Raw genomic sequence first — 13,758 nt, 5'->3', positions numbered from 1 at the left:
AAATGTGATCAAGAGACAGGCATAGAAGCGGGGAGTAAACTGATAAGCGAGCGAAGTCGCCCAGAGGTTATTGTCTCCAAGCTGAACATCGTCAGCATAAACATCGTTTTGCTGATAAGTGATCGCGGCATGTAAGTCGTTGGCATCATAGCTCAGGCCCACATTGACTAAGTCGTCAGAGTTACTGCCCGATTCACCATTAAACTGGGCCACCGCAACAAAGGTAAAAGGTCCGGGCGTGAGCCGGTAGCTGATCAGGTTGTCGACAAAGAACAGGCTCTCGGGGTCGTAGGCAAACGGGCTGTTTGCATGGTTGAAGATGTCCACGTACTCAGCAATAAACAGATATTGTGCTGGTCGCTGTTTGCCAATACCAAAACGCCCGACCGGGGTGTTCAGTGCGGTATAGGCGCGCCGGGAGCGGCCAAAATTACCTTCATTGGCAACGTCAATACTCCATTCGCCATGCAGCTCCGCACTCCAGTCCTGATCAAATTCGTGTGTTACCTTGAGCCCGGCATGAGATAAGGCATCGCGAACATCCCAGTTGTCTTCGCCATTGGTTTCGAGCCGACCATAAGTAGGACGCATGGTCGCATACACATCCAATTGGCGCTTCTCTTCAGCGGGTGGTGATTTTACGGTCGCAGCAGGGGCCTGGGCTGTTTGCGCCTTGTCAGGCACCGCTGCGCTGGCAGATTTAGTGTCTTGTGTCGGTTGTGAGATAGCCGGGTTTTGCCGCTCAAACCGTGCTTTTAAGGCCTTAAGCTGGGCTTCGAGTGCTTCAATATCGGCCATAGTAACAGCACGTTCAGTGTTAGCATGGGCGCAGGTTAGCGGTACGCACAGGGCGACGAGGATGGCTTTAGTCACAGAGGAGATCGCGTTTTTCATAGCAAATTACCAAATTTGTTGCGTTAGTTGCGATAAATCGAATTATAGACAACACTTTGGCAAAGGGTGATTTTATTTGGCCTAAATTATATGAAAATCCGCAGCAAATTCTCTTTGGCATCGGCGCTTCTTATCTTTGTGATCATACTGGTGATCAGCATTACCACTTACTGGTTGGTCAACAATTCCATGAATAAAAAAACCACAGCTTATGTGAGCGATTCCGCACAGTTACTGGCTTTGGGTATAGACAACTGGCTGGCCGAAAAAGCAGCTTTGATCAGATTGTTGCGCAGCCAGATTGAAGCCGATTTTAGCCCGGAACAGTTTCAAAAAGGACTTGAATCACCGTATTTTAAAGAGGCTTTTTTACTGTCGTTTGGCACCTTAAGTAATGAGCCTATTTTAAGGTCGAACAATCCGAACCGGCAAAACCCGCCGGATGTCGATTTTCGGGAGCGGGGCTGGTACAAGCTGGCCAGAGACAAAGGCAAAACTGTGTTTACCAGCCCGTATACGGATGCCGCGACCGGTGAGCTATTGCTCTCAGTCGTAGCACCCATCAATGTTGCTGGCCAGTTTCGTGGTGCCATTGGCGGCGACCTCAGCCTGGATACCATCGCCAAAAGCGTTAACGCAGTCAACTTTGATGGTACAGGCTACGCCTTTTTAGTCGACAGTAAAGGGACCATCGTGTCTCACCAAAATGCCAAGCTCAATGGTAAGCCGCTTAGTGCTTTATCTCCTCAATTGCATAAATCAGCAGAGCAAACTTTGTTAGAAGTGACGGTAAAAGGGGAGGCCAAGCTGCTGTACTTCTATCCTTTGTCGCAGCAATACGGTACCGACTGGTATCTGGCGGTTTTGCTCGACAAAGCGCTGGTATTTCGCGATTTGAGAGAATTGTCTATGAGCACTCTGGTGCTGGCCGTGGTGGCCATTTTGCTAGGCGCGTTTCTGAGCCGTGCGTTGGCAATTCAGCTACTCAAACCGTTGAAAGATCTTAATGATGCGATCACTAATATCGCCTCGGGTAGCGGCGACTTGACCCAGCGCGTACGCATAAAACATCAGGATGAATGCGGCAAGGTGGCGCAGGAGTTCAACCAGTTTTTGGGTTCTTTACATGCTCTGGTAACCGACGTGAAACAGCGAGCTGATATGGTGGTTGCCAGCTGTGATGAAGCCCGGACGTTGGCGAATCAGTCCAGCTCTCAGCTGACCGAGCAGGTACAGCACATTGAGGGGCTGGCAACAGCAATGCACGAAATGAGTACCACTTCCAGTGAGATTGCCGGTAGTGCGCAAAACGCGGCGACGTCCATTACCTCGGTCAATGAAAAAGCGGCACAAGGTCAGCAAGTATTCCAGAAAACACGGGGTGAGATCAGCGCTTTGGCGGATGAAATTAACACCTCACACGAAATGAGTACACAGCTGGCTGAATACAGTCAGAGTATTGAAAATATCCTTTCCGTAATAAACGGCATTGCCGAGCAAACTAACTTGCTGGCGCTGAACGCCGCCATTGAAGCGGCTCGGGCAGGCGAGCAGGGGCGGGGCTTTGCCGTGGTTGCTGATGAAGTGCGTTCACTGGCAACCAAAACGCAAGAGTCGACCACTGAAATCAAGTCGATGATAGAGCAGATCCAGGCCTCGTCTATTCAGGTCCAAAGCGCCATGGGCAGTAGTCGCGATAAAACCTTGCTCTGTGTAGAGCAAACGGAGCAAGCCACGGGCATGCTTAATGAAATATCCGAGGCCGTGAAAGACATCATGGACCGCAATATTCAAATTGCAACGGCCATAGAAGAGCAAAGTGTGGTGATTGAGGAAATCAACAAAAACACCTCTAATATCAACGACATTAGCGTAGAAGTAGGGAGCTTCGCTATTCGACAGTATGAGTCGAGTAAAGTACTGGCGCAACATGCCCATGAGCAAGAAGGGCTGCTATCTAAATTCACGCTTTAGCTTAATTCACGCTTTTGCTTGGTTGCGGCAAGTTGTACACTTGCCGCATAGCCAATAAAACAAATGAGCCAATTTTGGACAACAAGAAACACATATGGGTAGATGCAGATGCGTGCCCGGTGGTGATCCGCGAGATTTTGTTCCGTGCCGCAGCCAGAACCCAGATGCCAGTCACATTCGTTGCAAATCAGTATATTAAAACACCGCCATCTCCTTATATTCACAAGCTACAGGTTAGCAGCGGTTTTGATGTTGCCGACAACGAAATTGTGCGCCGTATGAACGCGGGGGATTTAGTGATCACCAGTGACATTCCGCTGGCGGCAGAGGCCATAGAGAAAGGCGGACTAGCGCTAAGCACGCGCGGTGAAGAATTTACCCGGGAAAACATCCGCTCCCGGCTGAATATTCGCGACTTTATGGATACCATGCGCAGCAGCGGTATGGTCAGTGGTGGCCCGCCTCCGCTGGGGCAGGCCGAAAAACAACAGTTTGCCAACAGCCTCGACCGCTGGTTGCAACAAAACAAAGCCTAATTCCATCGACACCGACTCACCCCGAGTCGGTGTCGTTTGGTCCTTATGCCATATCGGCGTGCATTACTTTGGCCCAGACATCAACAAAGTCTTGCACAAACTTCTCGCGGTTATCGTCCTGAGCATAAAACTCCGAATAACTGCGCAACACGGAGTTAGAGCCGAATACCAGGTCGACGCGTGTTGCCGTCCACGCCACTTCGCCTCTGTTGCGGTCAATCAATTGATAAGTGTGCTCGTCCTTAGGTTGCCACTGGTATTGCATGTCGGTCAGCGTGACAAAAAAGTCATTGCTTAACACTTCAGGCCGATCAGTAAATACACCATGCTGCGTGGCGCCATGATTGGTGTTGAGTACACGCATGCCACCCAATAGTACCGTCATCTGCGGGGCTGTGAGTCCCAGCAACTGGGCCTTGTCCAGCATGAGCTCTTCCGGGCTCACCTGGTAGGGCGCTTTTAACCAGTTGCGAAACGCATCATGCAGCGGCTCCAGGACGGCAAATGCCTCGGTATCTGTCATCTCGTCGATGGCGTCGCCTCGCCCGGGCGTAAACGGCACCTGAATGTCAAACCCTGCCGCTTTTGCGGCCTGCTCAACAGCAAGGTTACCTGCCAGCACTAGGGTGTCTGCCAGACTAGCGTTATGTTGCTGTGCGATGGGGGTGAGGGTGGCCAGCACTTTATTCAGTCGAGCTGGCTCGTTACCTGGCCAATCCTTTTGCGGTGCCAGGCGAATGCGCGCGCCGTTGGCACCACCACGCCGGTCTGAGACGCGAAACGTTCGCGCACTGTCCCAGGCCGTCGCAACGCGCTCTGCGATACTCAGGTCGCAGGCCGCAATGGCTTGCCTGAGCGCCTGAAGGTCGTAGCTGGTATTACCGGTCGGAACCGGATCTTGCCAAAGGCTGGTCTCTGTTGGCACGTCTGGTCCGATGTAACGTGACATTGGGCCCATATCGCGGTGCGTGAGTTTGAACCAGGCCTTGGCAAATACCTCGGAGAAATAATCCGGATCATCATAAAAACGCTGCGAAATTTTACGGTACTCCGGGTCAACTTTCATCGCCATATCAGCATCGGTCATGATCGGGCTGTGGCGTTGTTGTGAGTCGGCAACATCCGGGTATTTGTCTTCTTCTTTGACATTGATGGGTTGCCACTGCCAGGCACCTGCCGGGCTCTTTTTCAGTTCCCACTCATAGTTGAGCAATAAATGAAAGTAGCCGTTGTCCCAGCGGGTCGGCTGGCTTGTCCAGGCGCCTTCCAGTCCACTGGTCACGGCATGTTTGCCAGTCGCGCCGTCTTTAAGCCAGCCAAACCCCTGTGCTTCCAGAGCTGCCCCTTCAGGCTCGGGGCCGAGCGCCTCTGCATCGCCATTACCATGGCATTTGCCAACTGTGTGTCCGCCTGCGGTCAGTGCAACCGTTTCTTCATCATTCATTGCCATACGGGCAAATGTTGTGCGCACATCTTCGGCCGTTTTTTGCGGATCGGGCTTGCCATCCACCCCTTCCGGATTGACATAGATCAGACCCATCATTACGGCGGCCAGAGGGTTGTGTAGCTCCCGCTCACCGTGATAGCGGCTGTTGTCGCTGTCGCTGGTGGCCAGCCATTCAGATTCCGGGCCCCAGTAAATGTCTTTCTCCGGATGCCAGATGTCTTCGCGGCCAAACGCAAATCCATAAGTTTTTAACCCCATAGACTCATACGCTATGGTGCCGGCGTAGGCTATCAGATCTGCCCAGCTCAGTCGGTTACCGTATTTTTGTTTAATCGGCCAAAGCAGACGGCGCGCTTTATCCAGGTTGGTATTGTCTGGCCATGAGTTGAGCGGTGCAAATCTCAGGTTTCCGGTAGCTGCACCTCCGCGGCCATCGGCTATCCGATATGTCCCGGCGGCATGCCAGGTCATGCGGATCATCAGTCCACCATAATGCCCCCAGTCAGCGGGCCACCAGGGTTGGCTGTCGGTCATCAGCGCATGAAGGTCTTGTTTGAGGGCGTCGAAGTCGAGATGTTTTACCGCTTCGCGATAGCAAAAGTCCGGGTTCATTGGATCCGTTTTGCTGTCGTGTTGATGTAGTATGTCAAGGTTCAGTGTTTTGGGCCACCACTTGGGTTGGGTCATTTGCTCTGTAGTGGGGCTGTTATGTAGTATCGGACAGGTACCAGGGTGGTCGTTTGCTTGCATTGCTGTGTCTCCTTTCAAGTCACTGCGTGTTGGATTGCGCTGATCAAATACGGCTGTTATCAGGCGACGGGCTATAAATTATAGTCAAAACATGGTGTAGTTGAATGAAATTCATACGCTACAAAAGCTGATTGAGATCACTAGTGCGGTTTCACGCAGGCAAGTGCTCGAATAAGACTAGACGTGAAGCAGGAGAAAAAATGATAAGAATAATGACACAAAGCGACTTTCAACGTTTCTGGCCAACCTTTAAAGCGGTGATTGAACAACAAGAGACCTATGCTTTTGACCCCGACATGTCACAGCAAGCGGCCTATGCACTGTGGTGCGAAAAAGTAGACTGTGCCTATGTCATGGTAGAAGAAGACGAGATCCTCGGTAGCTATTATTTAAAAGCCAATGCGATGGGCCCGAGCGATCATATTTGTAATTGTGGCTATATGGTTACAACCCAGGCAAGAGGTAAAGGGGTTGCGCGCGCCTTGTGTGAGCATTCGCAAAATGAGGCAAAAGCGCGGGGCTACCTGGCTATGCAGTTCAACTCTGTGGTTGCCAGTAATCAGGTGGCGGTGCAGCTGTGGCAAAGGTTGGGGTATCAAATAATCGGAACAATTCCAAGGGCTTATCGTCATCCTAGTTTGGGCTTCATTGATAGTCATATCATGTATAAATGGCTCGACTAAAAGTGATAATGTTATTTTATATCAATACGATAGGATATTAAGAAGCATTGACATCGCCTCTTAGCCCGCCTATATTGCTGGCAACTTAATCAATCGTGGAAAGGTAAGTTGCGTTTACTACAGGGTCTGCTCAGCATAATGATGATGTTACTGATTGGCGTGCAATCGGTGACTGCTGCTGTCGATCCCGGCAACTTTCACCAACCTGATCAGGCACACCTGCAAACTAAGCACGTTCATGATGACAACTATTCTGTCTCGGACAGGCTTATTTTTGATGAGCAGGGACATGTGATCTCCGACTGTCACCATTGTGGTCATTGTAGTGGCAGTCATACTATTTGGATGTCAGCCCGGCTTGCTATGGTGTCCGGCCTTATCAATTGTGACCCCGCCTTTTTACCCGGCGACACTCAGGTTCGCCGACGGATTGAATCTCAGTTTAAACCTCCCATTGCTTAACTCTGTTTCTCTCTGATCGTATTCAGATCAGCCATATTTTTTGTCGTTTGACGGATTGCTTCCGTGTGCCTGTTGCTATGTGGCAACAGGGCGGTGCAATGAGTCAGTCTCCTTTTGCCTGCAACAAACAGGCAGTGGCTTGCCGACAGTTTAGATGTGTGACAAGCCACGAATTAAGAGGTTTAGATAACCATGAACAAACGTATTTTTAGCTATGCAGCTGGATTACTACTGATATCACTGAGGGTCAATGCGGGTTTAAGTGCCGACCAAGACCACAACCATACCGAACAACACCGCCCTGCAGGTGCTACTTATGCTGCGCAGCCTCACGCACAAAGTGTGCTGCTTAATCAAGCCCAGCAAGCAAAGATCAACCTAAAGCTGGAGACAATCCAGCCAGCATATGAACGCATGCCACTGTATGCACCGGGCGAACTTAAGGCCAACAGTTACACCAGCTATGTGGTAACGCCGCGGATTGATTCTGTGATTGAGCGCCGTCATGCCGTATTGGGCCAGATAGTTGAGCCGGGCGATAAGCTGGTTACCCTATTTAGCCAGGATATGGCGCAGGCGCAGGCAGATTATCTTATTGCTGCCAGCCAGTGGCAGCGGTTCGCAAAATTAACCGATACGAGCCTGAGTGAAAATCAGCAGGTTGAAGCCAAAGCCCGGTTTAAGGCAACACAGGGTAAGTTATTTGCAATGGGGATGAGCCAGTCTGATGTCAGCCAGTTACAAGAGACTCAGTCGCTGGGCTTATACACTTTGACTGCAAAGCGTGGCGGGATTGTTCTGGCGGATAATTTTGCTCAGGGCCAGCGCTTTGAGCCTGGAGAGGCGATTATGAAACTTGCCGATGAATCGTCCCTGTGGGTCGAAGTCAGGTTGGCTGCTACACAGCAAAGCCCGATTGATACCAGCACCCCCGTTGAGATTGAACATAATCTTCGGCGTTATCCGGCAAAGGTGATCCAGCAGGGGCATACCCTGGATCCACTGACGCGTACCCGGGTTGTTCGCCTGGAGGTAGACAACCCGGACGATACCTTACATGCGGGGATGTTCGTCAGTGCATATTTTATGTTTAACACCGCAAAAGCGGTTATCGCGGTGCCTGAATCAGCCTTGGTACGGGGCGCTGACGGCCAGTGGCAGATATTTGTGGAACATGAGGCGGGTGAGTTTATTGCCACTCCTGTGCTGCGCAACAAGCAGATAGGAGATAGGGTCATTATTGAGCCTACATCGTCCTCGCAGGTGATTGAAACTGGCGCCAGGGTGGTTGTTGAAGGGGCATTCTTTGTTGCTTCCGAATTGGCCAAAAGTGGCTTTGATCCACACAACCACTGAGGGCGCGAAAGATGCTAAATAAACTCATTCAAGGTGCAATTGCATACCGTGCTCTGGTGTTATTGCTGGCGCTTATGACTCTGACGGCGGCATTATGGCAAATACCTCGCCTGGATCTGGATGCTTTTCCGGATGTGACCAATATTCAGGTTGCTGTTAATACTGAAGCGCCTGGGTTGGCCGCGCAGGAAGTGGAGCAATTGATCACTTATCCCATTGAAGCTGTGATGTACGCGCTACCGGATGTTGAGCAGGTGCGTTCAGTGTCGAAAACCGGATTGTCCGGGGTGACTGTGGTGTTTAAGGAAGGTACGGATATTTACTTTGCCAGACAGCTGGTGTTTGAGCGGCTCCAGGCCGCCCGTTCACTGATCCCGGATTCCGTAGGAACACCGGATATGGGCCCCAATACCTCCGGGCTGGGTCAGGTCTATCAATATCTGCTGGTGGCAGAGCCCGGCTCGGATTTTGACGAGATGGCGCTGCGAAGCCTTAATGATTGGGTGGTTAAACGTTTGCTGATGCCGGTAGAAGGGGTGACCGACGTGCTTTCATTTGGTGGTCAGGTTAAGCAATATCAGGTGGATGTAGATCCTGCACGTTTACTGGCCTACGAACTCACCCAGGCGCAGGTTCAGCAAGCCCTGATGGATAATAACCGTAATGTTGGTGGCTGGTATCTTGAGCGGGGTCAGGAGCAACTGGTGATCCGAGGGGTTGGCTGGTTTGCAAGTGGTGAAGCAGGCCTTGCGCAAATTCGCCAGGTGCCCGTCAAGACAAATAATGGCACTGTAGTGCGGGTGAGTGATGTTGCACAGGTTAAACTGGGAGGTGAAATTCGTCAGGGGGCAGTAACCATGACCCGGCGAGACAACGCTGGTAAACAGCGGTCGATGGGGGAGGTTGTCAGTGGTATTGTACTCAAACGTATGGGGGCCAACACCAAAGCGACCATTGACGGGATCAACAACAAAGTGACTCAGATTAACCGGGCCTTGCCGAAGGGGGTTAAATTTGTGCCGTTTTACGATCAAAGCATGCTGATCGACAAGGCCGTGAGCACAGTCGCCCAGGCGCTATTGCTGGCATTTGTGTTTATTGCCGTGGTGCTGGTCTTGTTCTTACTTAATCTGAGTGCGGCAATACTGGTTATACTCTCGGTACCTGCGGCCATCATTCTGGCTTTGGGGCTGATGTCTGTGATGGGCATGTCGGCCAATTTGATGTCACTGGGTGGGCTGGCGGTAGCCATAGGTATGTTGGTCGATGGCTCCGTGGTTATGGTTGAGCGTATCTTGCAACGACACGCTCAGTCGTCGACATCACCCGGCACTGCCGTCAGACCGTTTAATGAATTGGTGAGCTTAGCTGCAAGGGATGTTGCTAGGCCTATCTTTTTTGCCTCTGCAATTATCCTGCTGGTTTTTTTGCCCTTATTTTCATTCGAGGGCGTTGAGGCCAAGCTGTTTGTGCCCATGGCAACCAGCATTATGTTGGCCATGGTGTGCGCCGTGGTCATTGCCTTGCTGGTCGTGCCGCCCTTGGCCTGCTACTTGCTGAAAAGCCGCAAACCGGCGCGGCGCAATACGGTATTAGATAGGGTTGAAGCGTATTATCGTCAGTTACTGATTCGGGCGCAGCGCCACAGCAAAGCACTCCTTAGTGCAATCTCGGCGCTGTTTATGTTCGCGGTATACACGTTGACGCAAATTGGCACTGAGTTTGTTCCGGAGCTGGAGGAAGGGACCCTGAACTTGCGTGTAACGCTGGCACCTTCTGCTAGCCTGGATACAGCCTTATCGGTTGCACCTAAACTGGAGCAAACGTTATTGGAATTTGAGGAAGTTACTTATGCATTGAGCCGTATTGGCCGCCCTGAGCTGGGGGGCGATCCTGAGCCGGTAAGTAACATCGAAATCTACATCGGGCTGCGGCCTGTTGAGCAGTGGAAAAATGCCCATACACGCGCTGCCTTGCAAGAAAAAATGGCAGCGGCGTTAGCGGTTCATCCGGGTTTACTTTTTAACTTTTCTCAGCCGATAGCAACGCGTGTTGATGAGCTGCTGTCAGGCGTTAAGGCTCAGCTTGCCATTAAATTATTCGGACCCGATTTGGCGGTGTTGATGCAAAAAGGAGAAGAACTTGAGCACCTGGTAAAGGCAGTATCGGGCACCACGGATGTGGCATTGGAGCAGTTAAGCGGAGAGGCGCAACTGGTGATCACACCGAACAGGCAGGCGTTGTCACGTTTCGGGCTCTCCGTTAATGATGTAATGGAGCTGGTCAGTAGTGGTTTAGGGGGCAGCGCAGCAGGCCAGATAGTCAATGGCAATGAAAGGTATGACATTTACGTCAGGCTGGCTGAACCGGCCCGGCGTAACCCCGCTGCAATTGAATCTCTCAGGCTGTTGTCACCCACTGGTGCCTGGGTCAGCTTAAAAGAAGTGGCAAACGTTGAGTTTGCCGAAGGTCCGGTACAGATCCGTCGTGATGACGTGCAGCGCAGAATTGTTGTGCAAGCCAATGTCTCTGAAAGAGATATGGGCAGTGTTGTTACGGATATTAAAGCGAAGATGGACAGCGCATTATCACTGCCGCCGGGCTACAGTATTGAAATTGGAGGCCAGTTTGAAAGCCAGCAGCGTGCCCAAAAGCGATTAGCACTGGTCGTGCCCTGTGCCCTGTTGCTGATGGCTTTACTGCTGTTCGTGACCTTTAATTCGCCAGGCCAGGCGGCCCTGGTTATGCTGAGCATTCCCCTGGGGGTGATTGGTGGCGTCTTTTCTTTATACCTGTCCGGGCAATATTTATCAGTTCCGGCGTCTGTAGGATTTATTACTTTATTTGGTGTTGCTGTGTTAAACGCGGTGGTACTGGTAGAGAGTATTAATCAGCGCATTGCCGCAGGAGAAGACAGAGCGACGGCAATTCAAGAAGGGGCCGCTTCAAGGTTGCGCCCGGTATTGATGACTGCGCTTACCTCCGCACTGGGACTCATGCCAATTTTGTTATCAGCGGGTGTGGGCGCAGAGGTTCAGAAACCCTTAGCCAGTGTGGTTATCGGAGGTTTGTTTACTTCAACTTTGCTGACTTTGTTCGTACTGCCTGTTTTATTTGAACGTTTCAGTGCTACAAACTCAAATAAGGACGCCAATTAGTCGCGATGATAATCACAAAGCCGATCTGAGGGTCGGCTTTGTCCTCTGACATTTTAACCCGACGCTTTTTTATTCAGCAAATAGACCGCGCACAAAGCGCAAGCACCACCCACTGCAACCCCCAGGCTGAGTCGCTCACCAAAATACCAGGCCGACAATCCCATCGCGGTAACCGGCACGACGAAGACAAAAGAACTCGAGCGGTTGGGACCAAGCTTTTGCGTCGCTAAAAAGAACACGCTGGTGGCAATACTCACCACGACAATCGACAAAAAGAGTAAATGGTGCCAGTAATACGCAGGATACTGTGCGGCACTGGTGAACGGAGCGTGCTCGTACGCAAACCCGTAACTAATCAATGAGGCCCAAAAATACATGAGTGTGCTAAAGGTGATGAAATCCGCATAGCGGGTACCCCGCTGGCTGATTAATGTCAGAAAGGCCCAGGTCAGCGCAGCAAGAATAAAGTACAGGTTACCTGCCGCCATTATTTGTTCCAGATTGAAATGCCAAATTTCAATCATCAACAGTCCGCCGCCCAGCCCGAGTGCAAGTCCAATGCCTTGACGCCGGTTAATGGCTTGGCCCAGTAAAACGGCACTCAGAATAAAGGTAAACACAGGATTTGAGGTCGTGACCAGCATACCGCCCTTGCCAGGGAGTCCGTCGGCCAGCCCGAGAAAAAACAACTCATTGTATACTGCCAGCAATATGCCTGCGGGCAATGACCAGATAAGCGCTCGTCTATCATATCGCAGGTTCAGTAGCTTGAGTCTGTTCATTAACCACATAATCGGGAGCATGCTGATAGCAGCCAGAAACAATCGGTAGAATACCGTGACCTGAGCCGGAGCCACGTCGGCGATTATTTTCCCGGAGATCCAGCTCATGCCCCAAAAAAGCATGGCACAGATCAGCGCAAGTAAGATAGGGGAGTCGTTGGGCTGGTCTTGGCACGTTGTGGTCGACATGATAGTCCTTTCAATTTAAGTCGTTATTTTTGATTCGCTAGCGTAGCAAATTTAGCTAAAAATGGGGCGATAATTTGTAAGCATTTATCTACCATTCTGAACTTAAAGGTTTTAATTATCTAATTCTTAAATTCAGAAAACCTTAAGTTGTGTAATGTCCTGGCAAGATTAAGGTTAGCGATATGGTTGTCACTTTTGGCAGCCGGTATCAACACACTCTTCACAAGGGAGCCAGCTATGGTGACATATGTTCGACTTTTTATACTCATTTATTCTTTGGGTGCTGGGCACAGTTTTGCCAATACAGACAGCGAGAAGCAAGCCATAGAATATGCAGCTAAGAGTTATCTGATAGCACAAATAGAAGTCAGGCCAGAATTAATGGCACAGGTCACAGATGATGGACTGATAAAACGGACATACTGGCAGGATAAAGCTGGTAAGGAGTTTATTATGTCTATAGACAAATCCGGTTTGGTGAAACTTGCTGCGCAATACAATCTGTCGGGCGATCGCTTTGTAAAGCAGCCAAAGGTCGAAGTGAAAATACTGGATATAGAAGGACGTATTGCCACAGTCAAACTGGTAGCGGATGAATGGGTTGACTATATGCATCTATATAAGAACAAGTCGGGTAATTGGCAGATCCTCAATGTGTTATGGCAGTTTAATCAGCTCAGGCGGCATGCCAGTAACTAGTGTAGGATAAGGGTACGCACTGTAATGGCCCGTAATTGCTTTTATCTGTCAGAAATCTATAGTTTGCACATAGATTATTCACTCAGAGAATGCCGACGTGATTACTAATATTGCCGTTACATACGAAAACAAAACATCAAAGCCAATTTTTGCATTTCTATGTCAAAAAGGAGAGATCAAAGCGCTTACACTGACGCAGATCTTTCCGGGCTCTTCCTATAAGTTGTCAGCTGAATTTGAGGACCTCCATGAACTGGAAGTTGGTTTCGGTGATTCCTGGTCTAACCCTAAACTGGTTATGCCTTTAAGTGCAGTGACTGGATGTAATGAGTTTCAGGTCTGTCTTGATGACAATAATATGATGGAAGTAGAACAGTCCGGTGTTTCAGCAAAAAAGCACAAGCGATACTTTTATGATGCGGTTTGTTAGTCGAGCGCATCATAAAAGAAACTGACCTATGTCGTTAAGAAGTCTTTGGTAGTGGTACACACTTCTGTGTTTTTCGACATACCCCCTTCCTATATGGTCTCTGCTAGTACCGTTAATTAACCGCTGGGCAGCTCTACATATCTCTCTTTTACTTCATATCGAATCCAATTCAACCTGGTTTTAGTGAAAAATACCTGGTTTGGTATAAATTTTGTCCGAACGCGCCGTTTTTCTCTCTTTTCTTCAAAAAAGGGGTTGCGCTGATTTTCGATTTCCCTATAATGCGCATCCACCGACACGGGGTGCTCGCTACGAAGTAGAACGCACAAAAGCAACGAGCCAAGTGAAGGGAAAGCCAAACGGAAAGCTTAATTAAGAAAATTAAATTTTCTAGTTGA

General features: G+C 50.1%; 11 protein-coding genes. 8 read left to right on the top strand and 3 right to left on the bottom strand.

The features are described from left to right. Positions 1-894, bottom strand: an 894-nt coding sequence (locus C3B51_RS22585; protein WP_130246467.1) for a porin, incomplete at its 3' end; no start/stop codon positions are given. A 90-nt stretch (positions 895-984) separates the two neighbouring features. On the opposite strand from C3B51_RS22585, the gene C3B51_RS22580 reads away from it, so the two are divergent. Continuing rightward, a complete protein-coding gene (locus C3B51_RS22580; RefSeq protein ID WP_125719261.1) occupies positions 985-2,868 on the top strand; it encodes a methyl-accepting chemotaxis protein in 1,884 nt (627 codons plus the stop codon). Between the two features lie 74 nt (positions 2,869-2,942). After that, complete coding sequence (locus C3B51_RS22575; protein ID WP_046006359.1) at positions 2,943-3,404, top strand: YaiI/YqxD family protein; 462 nt, start codon at positions 2,943-2,945, stop codon at positions 3,402-3,404. A 43-nt stretch (positions 3,405-3,447) separates the two neighbouring features. On the opposite strand, the gene katG is transcribed toward C3B51_RS22575, so the two are convergent. Next, positions 3,448-5,601, bottom strand: a complete 2,154-nt coding sequence (gene katG, locus C3B51_RS22570) for a catalase/peroxidase HPI (protein WP_130246466.1) — start codon at positions 5,599-5,601, stop codon at positions 3,448-3,450. Positions 5,602-5,801: 200 nt separating this feature from the next. Here katG and C3B51_RS22565 point away from each other — a divergent pair, with 200 nt between their 5' ends. The 4 genes from C3B51_RS22565 to C3B51_RS22550 all read left to right on the top strand — a co-directional run bounded on the left by C3B51_RS22565 (position 5,802) and on the right by C3B51_RS22550 (position 11,260). Next, a complete protein-coding gene (locus tag C3B51_RS22565) occupies positions 5,802-6,284 on the top strand; it encodes a GNAT family N-acetyltransferase (RefSeq protein WP_125719265.1) in 483 nt (160 codons plus the stop codon). Positions 6,285-6,392: 108 nt separating this feature from the next. Then, positions 6,393-6,746, top strand: coding sequence for a hypothetical protein (locus C3B51_RS22560; protein WP_125719267.1), 354 nt, complete (start codon positions 6,393-6,395; stop codon positions 6,744-6,746). A 192-nt stretch (positions 6,747-6,938) separates the two neighbouring features. Then, on the top strand, positions 6,939-8,102 hold the full coding sequence (locus C3B51_RS22555; protein WP_130246465.1) for an efflux RND transporter periplasmic adaptor subunit: 1,164 nt from the start codon (positions 6,939-6,941) through the stop codon (positions 8,100-8,102). Positions 8,103-8,113: 11 nt separating this feature from the next. Beyond that, positions 8,114-11,260 carry an efflux RND transporter permease subunit gene (locus C3B51_RS22550; protein WP_130246464.1) on the top strand — a complete coding sequence of 1,049 codons (3,147 nt, stop codon included), beginning with the start codon at positions 8,114-8,116 and terminating at the stop codon, positions 11,258-11,260. 53 nt (positions 11,261-11,313) lie between these two features. On the opposite strand, the gene C3B51_RS22545 is transcribed toward C3B51_RS22550, so the two are convergent. Continuing rightward, the gene (locus C3B51_RS22545; RefSeq protein WP_125719273.1) at positions 11,314-12,231 is read right to left on the bottom strand and encodes a DMT family transporter; all 918 of its coding nucleotides are present in this window, start codon (positions 12,229-12,231) and stop codon (positions 11,314-11,316) included. Between the two features lie 237 nt (positions 12,232-12,468). Here C3B51_RS22545 and C3B51_RS22540 point away from each other — a divergent pair, with 237 nt between their 5' ends. Beyond that, on the top strand, positions 12,469-12,930 hold the full coding sequence (locus C3B51_RS22540) for a nuclear transport factor 2 family protein (protein ID WP_125719275.1): 462 nt from the start codon (positions 12,469-12,471) through the stop codon (positions 12,928-12,930). 97 nt (positions 12,931-13,027) lie between these two features. Further along, a complete protein-coding gene (locus tag C3B51_RS22535) occupies positions 13,028-13,360 on the top strand; it encodes a hypothetical protein (protein ID WP_125719277.1) in 333 nt (110 codons plus the stop codon). Positions 13,361-13,758 lie beyond the last annotated feature (398 nt).

Source organism: Pseudoalteromonas rubra (genome assembly GCF_004212645.1).
GTDB classification, from domain to species: domain Bacteria; phylum Pseudomonadota; class Gammaproteobacteria; order Enterobacterales; family Alteromonadaceae; genus Pseudoalteromonas; species Pseudoalteromonas rubra_G.
The sequence above is the reverse complement of the archived record's forward strand: the minus strand, read 5'-3'. Positions and strand labels throughout refer to the sequence as shown.